Origin of the sequence: Shewanella sp. ULN5 (genome assembly GCF_030731885.1) — a bacterium.
Taxonomy (GTDB): domain Bacteria; phylum Pseudomonadota; class Gammaproteobacteria; order Enterobacterales; family Shewanellaceae; genus Shewanella; species Shewanella holmiensis.
The window spans coordinates 180,530-196,462 of sequence record NZ_JAPJEE010000005.1; the positions used below are offsets into that span (position 1 = coordinate 180,530).

The window sequence follows — 15,933 nt, forward strand, 5'->3', positions numbered from 1 at the left end:
ATATGTCTATAACGCCGTAATAAATGCCACAGACGCCGTCTGAGGGATTCAGCTAAAACGAATTAAACTGTGTTGAGTGAATTTTGCTTAGTATGCAAGGCTGCACTCCACTCGGCATGCTTAATTCGTTTTATCTCGTACAATATTTCACCGAAAAAGATCAACAGCCGCTAGTCTTTAAAGTTATTAAACTGGAAAGGTTGGTCTAATTCAGATTCTCGGGCGATACGCATAACAGCTTGCAGATCATCACGCTTCTTACCAGTGACTCGAATACTGTCACCCTGAATGGCTGCCTGTACCTTTAATTTGCTATCTTTAATCAGCTTAACCAATTTTTTAGCAGTTAATGCTTCAATACCTTCTTTAAATTTCACTTTTAAGGAAAAAGTTTTACCACTGTGAACCGCTTTTTCATCCACCTCCATTGAGGCGGGATCAACATCGCGTTTGCTTAATTGCATGCGTAACATGTCAACTAACTGATTACACTGAAAGTCGTCTTCAGCAGATAATGTAACCACTAAATCTTTAAGCTCAACATTGGCATTCTTGCCTCGAAAATCAAAGCGCGTGTCTAATTCACGTTTAGTATTATCGACTGCGTTGCGCACTTCTTCTTTTTTAACTTCAGACACAATATCCATTGATGGCATAAGAAACCTTAACTAAAACTGGGAAAATTTAATCTATTTTAACGCAATAATGGGCTTTTAGGCGAGATAGACACGGAATATAGATGACTTTAAGCACGAGTTTTCTTATGATGGGGCAAATTTTTGCTAAGCCTCAAGGCAGATGTAACACTTGTGATCAATTATCGGAACTTTTTTAAGCTAGCGTTACTGGTAGCGGTTGTAGTAACCAGTTACTTAGTTTTCTCAAAACCTAATTATCCGCAAACGTTCCAACATATGGATAAAGTTGGCCATTTAGGTAGTTTCTTCGGCTTAGCATTCCTGGCGCATTATGCATTTAAACCCAAATGGTATTATTTGTTCGGGGTATTGGCTGGCTATGCCATGTTAATTGAAATTGTTCAATCCAGATTACCTTATCGCAGTGCTTCAATTGGTGATGTTATCGCTGATTTAGCAGGAATAGTGTTGTTTTACCTACTTAACTTCAGCTTTGTGCAATATAAAAAGCTTAAAGCTAAGTCTAGTCACCCTAAGTAATCGGCCCAATTCTGATGACAAAACATAGAATTGGCGTCGTTGGTGCTGGTGCTATTGGGCAATTAATATTCCAGCAATTATCAACAAGTACATCACCCCTACCGAATAAACTCTCGGTACAATTAATTTGCCGCGAATCCGAATCGCAGCAGCAAACCTTATTTTTTACCAATATAAATCATGCTGTTCAGCACAAAATGATTACGGTACTTGGGCAACACACCCCTAAAATCAAAAAACTTGATGTAATTATTGTGTGCGTAAAAGCCTATCAAGTTGATGATCTGATCGATGCCTTACTACCAACGCTGGCACAAAACTGCCATATTATCTTATTACACAACGGCATGGGGCCTCATATCTCTTTAGCCCGAAAACTATCAGATTATCCGCAAATGGGGTTAAGTTTAGCAACAACCTCTCAAGGGGCTCTTCGCTCGGCTAAATGGCAAATTACTCATACTGGTATAGGGCAAACAACCCTAGGTCATTATTCAGGATTAGCACTTAAACAACCACTTAAAGAAGCTATTTTAGAGGCGATCCCTAATGCCAGTTGGCATGATCATATTCTTAGTGCTTTATGGCAAAAACTCGTCATAAATTGCGCCATTAACCCACTAACCGCATTTTATCAGTGCAAAAATGGTCAATTAGCAAATGATGAATATAAAGCCGAAATTACGCAGATTATTACAGAATGCATTATCGTCGCTAAAGCCGATAATGTTGAACTTGATGATCTTGCTTGCCATGAACTTGTTTATCAAGTGATAACGCTAACCAGTAATAATCTGTCTTCAATGTACCAAGACATTTATCATCAGCGTCAAACTGAAATTGACTATATTAGCGGTTACATTGTCGCTCGAGGTACGCACCATAATATTAATGTGCCGGCCAATACTCTTAATTTACAGCGTATAAAAAGCCTTGAAACAAAATATCAGCAATAAAGCTAATTCCACATGACTAAAATTGCCGCAACGGCAATCAGCAGTAACCCCAGCATATCGTTCACTTTCACCTTTTGCTTAAGCCAAAAACTGGCGATCAACATCATGAAGAACACCTCTATTTGCCCAAGTGTTTTTACATAGGGTACAGCCTGTAAAGACATTGCCGTAAACCAACCTATTGAGCCAATACAACTGGTTATACTGATCAGTAAAGTTAATTTAGGCCGTTTAAATAAATCAGTTAACGTCAGTTTGTCATAAACCAACAAATATCCAACCAGTAAAAGCGTTTGCAAGCTGATCACCGCCAACAATACCCAAGCAGCACCATGAGGGAAAGGCGCATCAAGTTGTAAGCTAGCTTCTCGTACCCACAGCGACGTCAACGCAAAAGCGCTACCACAGGCTAAACCAAGTAATACTGTTTTGATGGATAACTGCTTAAAGCCTTGCTTAGCACTTAATAGCATAATGGCGATACCGCCTATAACCACGCCCAACCAACCGAGTAAAGTCAACTGGGTGCCAAAGAACAACACGCCTAAAATTGCCGCGACCAATGCCTCACTTTTTGCCAGCCCTGCCCCGACCGCAAAATTTTGCATTTTAAACAGTTTAACCATCAAACCTGTGGCCAAGATTTGCATCAAAGATGCACCAATCACAAATAGACAAAAAGAGAAATTAAAATAGGGGATCTCAGTGGGTTGCCACTGATACAAACTGAATAGATAAAAAAGCGCTATAGGACCAGCCCAGATAAAGCGGGCCAATGTGACACCAGCAATGTTAACCTCTTGGCTTAATTGGCTTTGAAATGCATTGCGCCAAGCCTGCATAAAAGCGGCAAGTACCGTAAAAGCTATCCACATTACCTATTCGTCCTTGTGCATTTATCTATAAAAAAGCCCTGAATGTTCAGGGCTTTAGATATGTAGATTACTTACTGGTATCGATATAATCAAACGATTTAACTAAATCATCAACCGCTTTCATTTGAGAGAGATAATTTTCTAATTGATGTAATGGTAAAGCACATGGACCATCGCATTTAGCGTTGTCAGGATCAGGATGCGCCTCGATAAATAATCCCGCAATACCTAACGCCATACCACTTCTGGCCAGTTCTGTCGCTTGAGCACGACGCCCGCCAGCTGAATCGGTTCTGCCACCGGGACGCTGCAGCGCATGCGTTGCATCAAATATCACCGGATAACCAGATTGCTTCATTTCGTCCATACCCAGCATATCAACAACTAAGTTATTATAACCAAAGCAACTGCCACGTTCACAAAGTAAAATATTATCATTACCCGCTTCGTTAAACTTTTTAACGATATGACGCATTTCATGTGGTGCTAAAAACTGCGGTTTTTTCACATTAATAATGGCGCCAGTCTCTGCCATAGCAACCACTAAGTCAGTTTGACGAGCTAGAAATGCTGGTAACTGGATCACATCAACCACTTCGGCAACAGGTTTACATTGATACACTTCATGCACATCGGTAATGATAGGGACATTGAAGGTGCGCTTAATTTCTTCAAAAATTTTCAAACCTTCTTCCATACCTGGGCCACGATATGAATGAACGGATGAACGATTCGCTTTATCAAAAGAAGCTTTAAACACATATGGAATACCCAATTTTTGGGTCACTTCAACATAGTGTTCAGCTATCGACATGGCTAAGTCACGCGATTCAAGCACATTCATGCCACCAAATAAAACAAAGGGTTTATCGTTGGCAACTTCAATGCCATTAGCTAATTCAATGATTTTCTGATTCATTTAACCTTCTTAGCGAATTACGCGCCAATAATTTGTAAAAACTGACCACATAGCCAAGCCATGTAAGTACCTAATGCATAACCTAATACTGCCAGTAATACCCCAACCGGGGCGAGAGCTGGATGGAATGCTGCAGCCACGACCGGCGCAGAAGCTGCACCACCAACGTTAGCTTGACTGCCTACCGCCATATAAAACAATGGCGCTTTAATTAATTTAGCGACTAAGAGCATAAATCCTGCGTGTACCAGCATCCATACAATACCCACTAAAAAGTAAATGGGGGTATCCATTATTTTAGTCACATCCATATGTAAACCAATAGTCGCAACTAAGATGTATAAAAATGCTGTTGCCACTTTAGATGCGCCTGCTGCTTCTAAGTGCCTCACAGGGCTAAATGACATAGCTAAGCCGACTGTCGTCACTATCACCACTAACCAAAAAAACTTTGACGTTAAACTGTAATCTGCAGTCCATGGATAATTGGTTTCAAAGAACGGCCCTAAAAAGTCAGCAGCCAAATGGGCAAAACCGGTAATACTAAAACCAACAGCAACGATCATCATTAAATCGCGTTGACTAGGAATGCGAGCATTTTCTGCCTGATACTTTTCAACCTTAGCTTTAAGCACTTCAATGGCACGGGTATCTGCGCCCGTTTTAGCATCAATCTCTTTGGCTTTAGATGCCATAAATAATAGCACTGCCATCCAAATATTGGCGACAATCACATCAACAGTCACCATCACAGAAAATATTTCACCGCCAACATCATAAATTTCTTTCATAGCAGCTTGGTTAGCTCCACCACCAATCCAGCTACCCGCAAGTGTTGTCATTCCCCGCCAAACCGCGTCTGGGCCATTGTTACCAATTAGCGTAGGGTCGATAAATGAAACCAGTAACAAAGCAATCGGCCCACCAATAACAATACCGACAGTACCAGTTAAAAACATGATGACGGCTTTAGGCCCCAGACCTAAAATAGCCTTTAAATCAACGCTGAGAATTAGTAGCACTAAGCATGCAGGTAAAAGATAGCGCGATGCAACAAAATACAAATGCGATGCATGACCGTCAACAACCCCAAATGTATTCAGTAGCGAGGGCAAGAAGTAGCACAATAACAGTGCAGGTATAAACTTATAGAATTTTTGCCAAAAAGGATGTGGCGAAGAACTAGTGTAAAATACAAAACCCAAAATGGCAGCGAGCAAACCCAGTGCGGTGGCGTCATTCGTGACCAGTGCAGACGTCGTCATGCAATTCTCTCCCTTGCAAATGCAGTGTAAAAGCGATTTTCGCTTAAATTATTTTATTATTTTTTTACTGTTTATTTTTATTCTAATGACTAAACAATAATCACCATATGGGTGAAATAAGATTATTTAGCCAATAAAGTCAGTTGATATTCTATTGTAAACTGGCTTCATACTTAACTGTATGTGGCTTTACCACACTTTTATCAAGGCGAGATGCTGACAACAAATTGCAAACACCAAATGATAAAAGAGTGACATGCTAAAACCACGTCCTTTTTAAATACAGGTATTGGTACCTCTGTATATTAAAAGGAGGATATCATAACAAATCAGGCTCAAAAGAGCCTGATTTGTTAATGATAAATTTGTGAATGTTGGCTAAGTTCCTTTAACTGCATTTTAACCAATTCAATGACAGGATCATGCGGACTATTATCAATAAAATGCTGCAGATCTGACATAGCCACTTTTATACAGCCTAATTGCTGAGCAATAAAAGCACGTTCCCGATTAAGGTGCACATCGTCAGGATGCCATTGCAACAATAAATTACAGCATTCCATTGCCTGCTCATATTTTTGGCTAACAATACAACCTGCTTTTAATTCATGAAGCATACGGCTAATTAAACGCTTTAACGTGGCAGGCTTAATATGGCTCGGCTTCAATTTCGCCGCATTACCAAGCTCGCCACGCACTAAAGAGTGTAATTGATGTCGACTTAGCTCTTTACCTGTTAATGGATCAAAGTAACTGATTTTATCATTCAATAAGCTACGCAACACCGTTTGCCCTGGCAGTAATACGGCATCTAAAGGTAAATCTAGCTGCTTTGCTAACAGCACCAATAAAGTGGCAAGCGTAGTACTATTACCCTGTCTTTTTAACACGCAATAACACAGATCAGCCGCTTCCACGCTGAAGTAATCATCCCGTGCTTGAAAGCCTAAATCATTATAAAACCAATTAAATAGTCTTTGTAAGCGCGCATTTTGATCGACTACATAATGGCTCAATACTGAGCCTGCAATTTCATACCATGCCCATAAGGCCGGTTGTGCGCGAGAAAAACCTAAATGTTCAGAAAGCTCAAATGCAGTTTCAGGTATAGAAACTGCATCATCAAGTTGAAGTTTTGCCATTAAAAATCAATTAACCCATTAATACGACTTGTTTAAAATGAGCCAGCTTGGCCGCTAACACTAACCAACCGATTGCACCAATAAAGGCGAAAAACTTGAACAGTTTATTTCGGTTAGATTTAAGTGCCATGATCCCTAATACAATATATGCCACAACACAGATGATTTTTTCGGTCATCCATGGATCCACAAACGGATACTGCTTGATCATAAAGCAAAGTGTAAAGCCTGACACTAATAAGAAAGTATCAATTACATGCGGTGCCACTTTAAGAAACTTTCTATCCATAAGCGGTGATTGACGAATATGCAGTACAAAGCGCAAAATAAAAAACGCAACGCTCAAAGCAATAAACATTAAATGTGTATGTTTTACCGCCGGATATAAACTGTAAAATGTTTCCATTATTGTGTTCTCAGTTAGGCATAAATAAAATAGCGGCTAGTTTACTCGATAAACTAACCGCTTTCCAATAGCATTGGGTACGATCACTAATCAGTCCATGTACCTATAGTGCAGCGATCGTTACTGCCAAAATCACGCACTGTCGCGACATCTTTGTAACCTAAATCAATCAATTTTTGTCTCACCTTTATCGCTTGCTGGTAACCATGTTCAAGCAATAAAAAACCACCAGGCAATAAATGCTCACGGGCTTTATCAGCAATATGATAAAGATCGGCATAACCCTCATCGGCAGCCGTTAATGCACTTTGTGGTTCAAAGCGAACATCGCCCATGTGTAAATGTTCATCTTGCTCGTCAATATAAGGCGGATTAGAGACAATCAAATCAAAGTCTCTATCTTTGACAGCACTAAACCAATCAGATTGTAAAATCTCGACTTGTTCAAGATTCAAATTTGCGCGGTTTGCTTTGGCTAGCGCTACCGCCTCAGGAACTTTATCTATCGCGGTAATGCGCCATTTAGGATTTTCATGGGCAAGAGATAATGCAATAGCACCAGTACCTGTGCCTAAGTCCAACACTCTAGCATTAAATCGCACATCAAGATTGAGGGCGGTTTCAACTAAAATTTCAGTATCTGGGCGCGGAATGAGTGTCGACTCATTAACAATAAAAGGTAACGACCAAAATTCACGCTCGCCGATAATATGCGCAACTGGCATACCTTGTTGGCGTTTTTTGATCATTTGCTGAAAGTTTTTAAATTGCTCGACCGTCAATGTCTTTTCAGGCCAAGTATATAAAAAACTACGTGATTTATTGAGGCAATGAACCAGCAATGCCTCTGCATCCACATGAGCAGATTCAGAGGTTGAGGCCAGTTGTGAAAAAGCCCATTGTTGGGCTTCAACTATTGTGGAATAGGATGACTGGGGCAAGAGATGTCCTTAGTCGCCAGACAAGGCTGCAAGTAAGTCCGCTTGATGCTCTTGCATAATGGGATCTAACAAAGCATTCAAATCACCTTCCATCACTTCACCTAAGCGATAAAGTGTTAAGTTGATGCGATGATCACTGACTCGACCTTGTGGATAATTGTAAGTTCTAATACGCTCAGAGCGATCGCCACTTGCCACTAGACTGCGACGAGTAGACTCTTCTTCACTGCGACGTTTTTCATCTTCAACGGCTTGAATGCGAGCAGCCAAAACACTCATCGCCTGGGCGCGGTTTTTGTGCTGCGAACGTTGATCCTGACATTCAACAATAATACCCGATGGAATATGGGTAATACGAATAGCTGAGTCAGTTTTGTTAACGTGCTGCCCACCGGCACCTGATGCGCGGAAAGTATCGACTTTTAAATCGGCTGGATTAATTGAAATCGCTTCAGCTTCAGGTACTTCGTGCATAACAACCACAGTACAGGCTGAAGTATGCACCCGACCTTGAGATTCTGTTTCAGGTACGCGCTGAACGCGGTGTCCACCTGACTCATACTTCAAGCGGCCATAAACGCTTTCGCCACTCACTTTAACAATAATCTCTTTAAAGCCGCCGTGTTCGCCTTCGTTGACGCTCATGACTTCCATCTGCCAGCGGTTTGCTTCAGCATACTTGCTGTACATACGATATAAATCGCCAGCAAAAATAGCGGCTTCATCACCACCAGCACCCGCACGAATTTCCATGAATGCATTGGTATCATCGTTTGGATCTTTTGGCAGTAACAGAATTTGCAATTCATCTTCTAAACGGGCTAATTCAACTTTAGCTTGTTTGATTTCTTCTTGGGCCATTTCACGCATTTCTGCGTCATCTTCTTCAAGCATTTCTTTTGCAGACTCTAAATCTACTTGGGCCTGTTGAAAATCTTTGAAACCCTTTACGACATCTTCAAGTTGAGAATATTCTTTTGATAGTGCGCGAAAACGCTCTTGATCGGCGATAACGCCAGCATCAGATAATAAAGCCAATACTTCTTCATTTCGCTCAAGCAAGCCTTCAAGCTTGCGGATAACGGATTCTTTCATTTAGCTCGCTAACCTTAATTTTTATCGAGTCCGAGCGCTATTCTTAATTGTCCTAACGTATTCAGATCGCCTTGACGGCTTGCTGCCGTAAGTGCTTGTGTGGGTGCGTGGATCAGGCGATTGGTTAATCTGTTCGCTAATTCCAATAATACTTGCTCGCCATCGCCACCTTGAGCCAATTTGTTCAAGGCACGTTCAACTAACTCGTCTTTAATTGCCACACTTTGGCTGCGATACTCACGAATACTGTCAACAGACTCTAAAGAGCGAACCCATTCCATAAATACATGGGATTGTTCTTCAGTGATTAATTCAGCTTGCTCGGCCGCTTCCTTTCGGGAAGCCATGTTCTGTTCAATGATACTATGTAAATCGTCCACAGTATAAAGGAAAGCGTCGTCTAACTCACCGACTTCCGCTTCAATATCTCTTGGCACGGCAATATCAACAAGCAACATAGGTTGATGACGACGTTGTTTTAGTGCCTTTTCGACCATGCCTTTACCTAAAATAGGTAATGGACTGGCGGTAGAGGATATCACAATATCAGCCTTAGCAAGGTAATCTGGAATTTGCTGTAGGGTAATTGCTGTCGCATTGAACTCTTCACACATGGCTTGTGCACGTTCGATAGTGCGATTAGCCACAACAATTGATGCCACGTCATTGTCTTTTAGGTGTTTTGCTACGAGTTCAATCGTCTCACCCGCACCAATCAACAGCACTTTTGTGCGACTTAAACTAGAGAAAATGTGTTTGGCCATACTGACAGCAGCAAAGGCAACTGATACCGCTGCAGCGCCGATTTCAGTTTCAGTACGGACTTTTTTAGCCACTGAAAAAGTATTTTGAAATAATCTATCGATGGTAATTGCGGTTGTTCCCGCTTCTTTGGCTTTCGCAAAAGCTTGTTTTACCTGGCCTAGAATTTGCGGTTCACCTAAGACCAAAGAATCTAATCCTGACGATACTCGCATCAAATGTTTTACCGCAACTTGCTCTTTGTAAGCGTAAATACAGGGCATTAATTCTTCATGGCTTAAACCATGATAATCCTGCAGCCATTCTATAATGTCGGCTTCGCTGGCATTATTACAGTAAAGTTCGGTACGGTTACAGGTAGACACGATCACAGCTTCACCCGTTGAGGTACGGCTGGCCAAGCTTTTCATCGCATCGTGTATTCTGTCTGGCGAAAAAGCGACTTTCTCACGCAAATCTACCGTGGCGGTTTTATGGTTTATCCCGATTGCTACTAGGCTCATCTGACTCGTTCTAAGTTCTTCTCGGTATCGTTAATTAGGCCATTCTACTTAATCAGCTCAATTAAAAACACAATAGGGTTAACAAAACCGAATATATGTCTAATTTTTTCTTTCTGGTAACAATATCTTAATTTGAATCGCAAAAGCATTTTTACAACTTTGCCAATGAGCAGTATTATAAAGACATCCTCTGTTTTGTATACGAGTCACTTTTGCAACGTTTTTTTAAATCACAATATTATGCGATAGCATCTGCTCTACTGCTGTTAAGTGCTTGTAGCACGTTACCGACTCAAGAATACCAGCCAATTAACGTGGCAAATACCCAAGAAGCGAGTAACTGGGAGCTTCAGGGCAAGATTGCATTCAAATCTTCAACCGACAAGTTTAGCACTAACTTATATTGGTTCCATCATACTCAGGGTAATGAATTGCGCCTAACTACACCACTGGGGACCAATGTACTGACCTTAAAAAATGATCAAGGCCTTGCAACATTAAATGTTGATGGTAAAACCTACCATGATAATAACGCCCAAGCTTTGCTCGAAGGGGTGAGTGGCATCACCATTCCTTATAATGATATTCCGTTGTGGCTAACAGGTAGAATTGGTGCCCACGACAAAGTTATCAGCTATAATTCTGCAGGCCAAATTAAGCAATTCAGTAGCCCTGATGCCCAATCCGACTGGAAAGTAAGTTTTATTAACTGGCAACAGCAAAGCGGGGCTTTGGTGCCGAGACTGTTAAAAATAGAACGAAATGATGTGCAAATTAGAATCCAAACCAATTTATGGCAGGCATTAGACGCCAAAGTAAAAAGCCCAAATGTGAATCAATAGGATAATAAATTGAAAACCACTCTCCCAGTGTCCAAAAGTTGGCCCGCACCTGCTAAATTAAATTTATTTTTACACATAACTGGCCAACGTGAAGATGGTTACCACGAGCTGCAAACTCTGTTTCAATTTATCGATCATTGCGACTACCTTGATTTTCATATCACTGAAACACCAGAAATTCGTCTTCATTCAAATATGTCTGATTCTGTCCCTGACAGCGATAACTTAATTCTTAAGGCTGCAAAATCGTTAAAAGATTACAGTGGATATCATGGTGGTGCAGACATCTGGTTAGATAAATTATTGCCAATGGGTGGCGGTCTTGGTGGCGGCTCATCTGACGCTGCAACCACATTAGTCGCACTTAATGCACTGTGGAATACTCGCTTGCCGAATGCCAAACTGGCTGAGCTAGGATTAGCGCTAGGTGCTGATGTACCTGTATTTATTAATGGGTTAGCGGCTTTTGCTGAGGGGGTTGGTGAGAAACTTCAAAGCGTTACCCCTCCAGAGCTTTGGTACTTAGTGATCACCCCTGACACCCACGTTTGTACTCGCAGTATTTTTCAACATTCCGATTTACCCCGTTGTACACCAAAGCTTCACTTGGACACATTAATGTCCAATAAATGGACAAATGATTGTCAAAATTTAGTTATCAAAGAGCACCCTCAAGTTGCCAATGCCTTAAGCTGGCTGGTAGAATATGCGCCGTCGAGAATGACCGGAACAGGCGCATGTGTGTTTGGGGAATTCAAGCATTCGCAACAAGCATTAGACGTATTAGCGCAATTACCGGCTGACATGAAAGGCTTTGTCGCAAAAGGGCTCAATACTTCTCCGCTGTTAGCGCGTTTAAGTAAGCTCGATTAATATTCTTCTGAGTCAATTTTGAGTGCAAACACATAAAATTGATTTAGCCACTAATTTAAGCAAACACCTGAGGTTCATAAAGTGCCCGACATCAAGCTCTTTGCTGGTAACGCTACCCCAAATCTAGCCGCCAAGATTGCCGACCGTTTATTTTGCAAACTTGGAGACGCAGTTGTAGGCCGTTTCAGCGACGGTGAAATCAGTGTTCAAATTAACGAAAACGTACGTGGTGCAGATGTATTTATCATCCAATCTACTTGTGCACCAACCAACGATAACCTAATGGAACTCATCGTAATGGTTGATGCGCTACGTCGCGCTTCTGCTGGCCGTATTACCGCTGTAATTCCTTACTTTGGTTACGCTCGTCAAGACCGTCGTGTACGCAGTGCTCGTGTCCCTATTACCGCTAAAGTGGTTGCCGACTTCTTATCAAGTGTCGGTGTTGACCGCGTGTTAACCTGTGATTTACATGCTGAGCAAATTCAAGGTTTCTTTGATGTGCCTGTAGATAACGTATTTGGTAGCCCTGTGTTACTTGAAGATATGTTAGCGAAGAAATTAGATAACCCGGTTGTGGTTTCACCAGACATTGGTGGTGTTGTTCGTGCACGTGCCGTTGCTAAATTATTAGATGATTCTGATCTCGCCATCATCGATAAACGCCGTCCACAAGCAAACGTTGCTCAAGTCATGCACATCATTGGTGATGTTCAAGGCCGTGACTGTATTATTGTTGACGACATGATTGATACGGGTGGCACTTTATGTAAAGCCGCTGAAGCGCTAAAAGAACACGGTGCTAACCGCGTGTTTGCTTATGCGACTCACCCAGTATTCTCTGGTAATGCTGCCCAAAATATCGCTAACTCTGTGATTGATGAAGTGATCGTAACCGATACTGTACCGTTAAGCCCTGAAATGCTTAAAGTCGGTAAAGTTTCCCAGCTAACTATGTCAGCTGTACTTGCTGAAGCAATTCGTCGCGTCAGCAACGAAGAGTCTATCTCTGCAATGTTCCGCCACTAAATATCACGCTCAGTAAACATTTACTGATCCCGTTTTATGAATGCCGTTTGTATTATTACAAACGGCATTTTTTATGGATAAAATTCGTCATTATCGCTTTTGCTCATGGGATTAAGACGCTTTTAAGATTGGATTGTTACCTTGTCGGCACAAAAATAATAGACACAATTTATTGAAGGTTCACTCATATGCACAAGGCATTACTGGCAGTATCAATAGCCGCATCTTTTATGGCGACAGGTTGTTCAATCGCAAATGACACATCAGCAACTCAAACCACTGTCGCTCAAAATGTACAGATGCTAAATCCATTGTTAACACCCAGCACTTTACAGTATCAAGCCCCCGACTTTAGCATTATCAAAGATGCCCATTTTCAACCCGCATTAGAGCAAGGCATTAAAGAGCATTATCAGCAAATTCTGAATATTGCTAATAATAGTGAAGCGCCAACCTTCAGCAACACGATTGTTGCGATGGAAACAAGTGGTGAATTACTGAATCGTACTTCGCAAGTTTTTTACAATCTAACGGGCTCAAATAGCAATCCAACATTGCTTAAGATCCAAGGTGAAATGGCGCCAGTTATGGCCGCTCATTCAGATAACATTCATCTTAACAGTGCACTATTCTCGCGTGTTGACAGCCTTTATCAGCAACGAGATTTACTCAATTTAACCGCCGAAGAAGTGCGTTTAATTGAGGTGTATCATCAACGTTTTGTGTTGGCTGGTGCAAAATTAACCGACCAACAAAAAGCACAGATCCGTTTACTAAACGAAGAGCAATCCACTTTAACCAATGAGTTTAGCCAGCGATTACTAGCATTAACCAAGCAAAATGCCGTGGTGGTTGATTCTGCTGATGAATTAGCAGGATTATCAGACAGTGAGATACGAGCTGCAAAAATGGACGCAGAGGTTCAAGGTCATGCCGGTAAATACGTCATCAATATCACCAACACGACACGCCAACCTGTATTAGCCAAACTTGAAAATCGTCAACTTCGCGAGCGTATCTGGTTAGCATCAGCTAACCGTGGTTTAAGTGGTGAAAATGAAACGGCATCATTAGTGTCACGTTTAGCACAACTTCGCGCCGAGCGAGCTAAATTGCTAGGTTTTAAAAGTTGGGCTGATTATCAATTAGCGCCGCAAATGGCAAAAACGCCTGAAGCGGTTTACAGCATGTTTGGTTCTATGGTGCCTGCTGTTGTGGCCAATACCGAAAAAGAAGCCGCTGATATTCAAGCGATGATCACCAAAACCGGTGGTGACTTTACTTTAGCCCCATGGGATTGGGAATTTTATGCAGAAAAGGTACGCCAAGATAAATTTGATTTAGATTCTGAAACAATTAAACCGTATTTCGAATTTGATCGAGTTTTACAAGATGGGGTGTTTTTCACCCTTGAAAAACTTTATGGCGTCACTCTCAAGCCTCGTCCAGATTTGCCTGTTTATCATGAAGATGTCAAAGCTTACGAAATGTTTGATGTTGATGGTAGTTCAATGGCCATTTTCTATGCCGACTACTTTGCCCGTGAAGGGAAGCGTGGTGGCGCATGGATGAGCTCGTTCGTAGGTCAATCGACATTACTAGACACCAAACCTGTGGTTGTTAATGTCATGAACATTAAAAAAGCTCCAGAGGGTGAACCGACATTTGTCAGCTACGATGAAGTCACGACCATGTTCCATGAGATGGGTCATGGCACCCATGGTATGTTCTCCAAAGTGAAATATCCAAGCTTAGCGGGAACGGCTGTATCACGTGATTTTGTTGAATTTCCATCAACATTTGAGGAAGACTGGGCTGCACATCCTGAAGTGTTAGCCAATTACGCTAAACATTACCAAACCGGCGAAGTGATCCCAGAAGCCCTGCTGCAAAAGTTACTGAATTCACGTAGCTTTAACCAAGGATTCGACACCTTGGAATACATGGCTGCTGCATTGGTGGATTTAGAATGGCACTCACTGCCAGCTGATGCACCACAGCAAGATGTTGCAACCTTTGAAGCCGCTGCACTCAAAAAGCATGGAGTTGACATTGCTGCGGTACCACCACGTTATAAATCAAGCTTCTTTGCACATTCATTCCCTGGTGGCTATTCTGCTAGTTACTATGCCTATATGTGGAGTGAGATTTTAGCTGCTGATGCCTTTGCTTATGTACAAACACAAGGCGGCTTAAACCGTGAAATAGGCATGAAGTATCGTAAAACGATTCGTGAAGTAGGCAATAGCGTGCCACCAATGGAAGCTTACCAATCCTTCAGAGGACAAGCACCAACCACAGAAGCATTACTTAAGCGTCGTGGGTTAAACTAACACGCATTAAAACGACAATGCCGCTAATCTTAGCGGCATTTTTTTATCTTGATGACGCGCTGGTAAGTAAAAATTAACTCACCTCAGCCCTTTGGGTGACACATTCATATGAGCCCATTTCAAATTCTCGGCAAATCCAGGGACGGTTCTCATAAATCGTGCACATCATGGTTTCTCTATCTAATGCTGAGCACCAACCATCAGACAAACGTAACATGGTTTCCCCGCCCCACTTATCAAACTCGATATATTTCTTAGGTACACCCGTTTCAGAAATAATCATGACTTCTAAGCGGCAGCAGCATGCCTGGCAATTTGAGCAACTCACAGTTTCAGTAGTAATGTCTTTTATTTCAATCTTCATGTCAGTCTAGGTTTACACTCGTTACACAGCATCATGGTTGGTATTAACGGTATATTTGGGCTTTCTGGTTCGGCAATGAACCTTAAATCTAAATGCCATCTTCCATCCGCAATAAACCGCTCAAAAAATACTACAAAAGAAAGTAGAGTCACTAAGAAGTATGACTACAGGCTACAGGAAAAGGCTAATTATTATCACAAATGTTTTATACAAATGTGGTTTATCATAAGATTTGAGAATAACAATAAAGATAAAAATGGCTGGGGTACCAGGATTCGAACCTGGGAATGCCGAGATCAAAACCCGGTGCCTTACCACTTGGCGATACCCCAATTATTTTTTATTTCGAAAGGAAGTACTTTAGAAGAATTTGATGGTACGGGAAGAGAGACTTGAACTCTCACACCTTGCGGCACCAGAACCTAAATCTGGCGTGTCTACCAATTTCAC

The 15,933-nt window shown here is 41.6% G+C and carries 16 protein-coding genes and 1 tRNA gene; 6 read left to right on the forward strand and 11 right to left on the reverse strand.

All coding sequences use genetic code 11. The features are described from left to right. Positions 1-170 precede the first annotated feature (170 nt). Positions 171-656, reverse strand: coding sequence for a YajQ family cyclic di-GMP-binding protein (locus ORI98_RS07160; RefSeq protein WP_188840503.1), 486 nt, complete (start codon positions 654-656; stop codon positions 171-173). 153 nt (positions 657-809) lie between these two features. Between ORI98_RS07160 and ORI98_RS07165 the strand changes: the two genes are divergently transcribed. After that, positions 810-1,178: a VanZ family protein gene (locus tag ORI98_RS07165; RefSeq protein WP_306134801.1), complete on the forward strand. Its 369-nt coding sequence runs from the start codon at positions 810-812 to the stop codon at positions 1,176-1,178. Between the two features lie 14 nt (positions 1,179-1,192). Further along, on the forward strand, positions 1,193-2,134 hold the full coding sequence (locus ORI98_RS07170; RefSeq protein WP_261297391.1) for a ketopantoate reductase family protein: 942 nt from the start codon (positions 1,193-1,195) through the stop codon (positions 2,132-2,134). Positions 2,135-2,136: 2 nt separating this feature from the next. Here the strand turns inward: ORI98_RS07170 and ORI98_RS07175 are convergent, their stop codons facing one another. From ORI98_RS07175 to hemA, 8 genes are all read right to left on the reverse strand, one after another. After that, positions 2,137-3,009, reverse strand: coding sequence for a DMT family transporter (locus ORI98_RS07175; RefSeq protein ID WP_261297392.1), 873 nt, complete (start codon positions 3,007-3,009; stop codon positions 2,137-2,139). A gap of 67 nt (positions 3,010-3,076) precedes the next feature. Next, positions 3,077-3,928 (reverse strand): 3-deoxy-8-phosphooctulonate synthase, encoded by an 852-nt coding sequence (gene kdsA, locus ORI98_RS07180; RefSeq protein ID WP_306134767.1) that lies wholly within the window; start codon positions 3,926-3,928, stop codon positions 3,077-3,079. Positions 3,929-3,945: 17 nt separating this feature from the next. Further along, on the reverse strand, positions 3,946-5,193 hold the full coding sequence (locus ORI98_RS07185) for a DUF819 domain-containing protein (protein ID WP_306134768.1): 1,248 nt from the start codon (positions 5,191-5,193) through the stop codon (positions 3,946-3,948). Between the two features lie 353 nt (positions 5,194-5,546). Continuing rightward, positions 5,547-6,335: a tetratricopeptide repeat protein gene (locus ORI98_RS07190; RefSeq protein WP_261297395.1), complete on the reverse strand. Its 789-nt coding sequence runs from the start codon at positions 6,333-6,335 to the stop codon at positions 5,547-5,549. Positions 6,336-6,345: 10 nt separating this feature from the next. Then, positions 6,346-6,741 carry a SirB2 family protein gene (locus tag ORI98_RS07195; RefSeq protein ID WP_188840497.1) on the reverse strand — a complete coding sequence of 132 codons (396 nt, stop codon included), beginning with the start codon at positions 6,739-6,741 and terminating at the stop codon, positions 6,346-6,348. Positions 6,742-6,827: 86 nt separating this feature from the next. Further along, positions 6,828-7,682 (reverse strand): peptide chain release factor N(5)-glutamine methyltransferase, encoded by an 855-nt coding sequence (gene prmC, locus ORI98_RS07200; protein ID WP_306134769.1) that lies wholly within the window; start codon positions 7,680-7,682, stop codon positions 6,828-6,830. Positions 7,683-7,691: 9 nt separating this feature from the next. Beyond that, complete coding sequence (gene prfA, locus ORI98_RS07205) at positions 7,692-8,777, reverse strand: peptide chain release factor 1 (protein WP_261297397.1); 1,086 nt, start codon at positions 8,775-8,777, stop codon at positions 7,692-7,694. Between the two features lie 14 nt (positions 8,778-8,791). Next, positions 8,792-10,042, reverse strand: a complete 1,251-nt coding sequence (gene hemA, locus ORI98_RS07210) for a glutamyl-tRNA reductase (protein WP_261297398.1) — start codon at positions 10,040-10,042, stop codon at positions 8,792-8,794. A gap of 212 nt (positions 10,043-10,254) precedes the next feature. On the opposite strand from hemA, the gene lolB reads away from it, so the two are divergent. The 4 genes from lolB (at position 10,255) to ORI98_RS07230 (ending at position 15,119) form a co-directional block, all read left to right on the forward strand. Then, entirely contained in the window at positions 10,255-10,884 is a 630-nt protein-coding gene (gene lolB, locus ORI98_RS07215; RefSeq protein WP_306134770.1) for a lipoprotein insertase outer membrane protein LolB, read from the forward strand. A gap of 9 nt (positions 10,885-10,893) precedes the next feature. Next, entirely contained in the window at positions 10,894-11,757 is an 864-nt protein-coding gene (ispE, locus tag ORI98_RS07220; RefSeq protein WP_306134771.1) for a 4-(cytidine 5'-diphospho)-2-C-methyl-D-erythritol kinase, read from the forward strand. Between the two features lie 81 nt (positions 11,758-11,838). Beyond that, entirely contained in the window at positions 11,839-12,786 is a 948-nt protein-coding gene (locus ORI98_RS07225) for a ribose-phosphate pyrophosphokinase (RefSeq protein WP_261297401.1), read from the forward strand. Positions 12,787-12,974: 188 nt separating this feature from the next. Further along, on the forward strand, positions 12,975-15,119 hold the full coding sequence (locus tag ORI98_RS07230; RefSeq protein ID WP_306134772.1) for a M3 family metallopeptidase: 2,145 nt from the start codon (positions 12,975-12,977) through the stop codon (positions 15,117-15,119). 73 nt (positions 15,120-15,192) lie between these two features. On the opposite strand, the gene ORI98_RS07235 is transcribed toward ORI98_RS07230, so the two are convergent. Both ORI98_RS07235 and ORI98_RS07240 read right to left on the reverse strand, forming a co-directional pair. Beyond that, positions 15,193-15,483 carry a YkgJ family cysteine cluster protein gene (locus ORI98_RS07235; RefSeq protein WP_306134773.1) on the reverse strand — a complete coding sequence of 97 codons (291 nt, stop codon included), beginning with the start codon at positions 15,481-15,483 and terminating at the stop codon, positions 15,193-15,195. 257 nt (positions 15,484-15,740) lie between these two features. Next, a tRNA-Gln gene (locus tag ORI98_RS07240) sits at positions 15,741-15,815 on the reverse strand. Between the last annotated feature and the right edge of the window lie 118 nt (positions 15,816-15,933).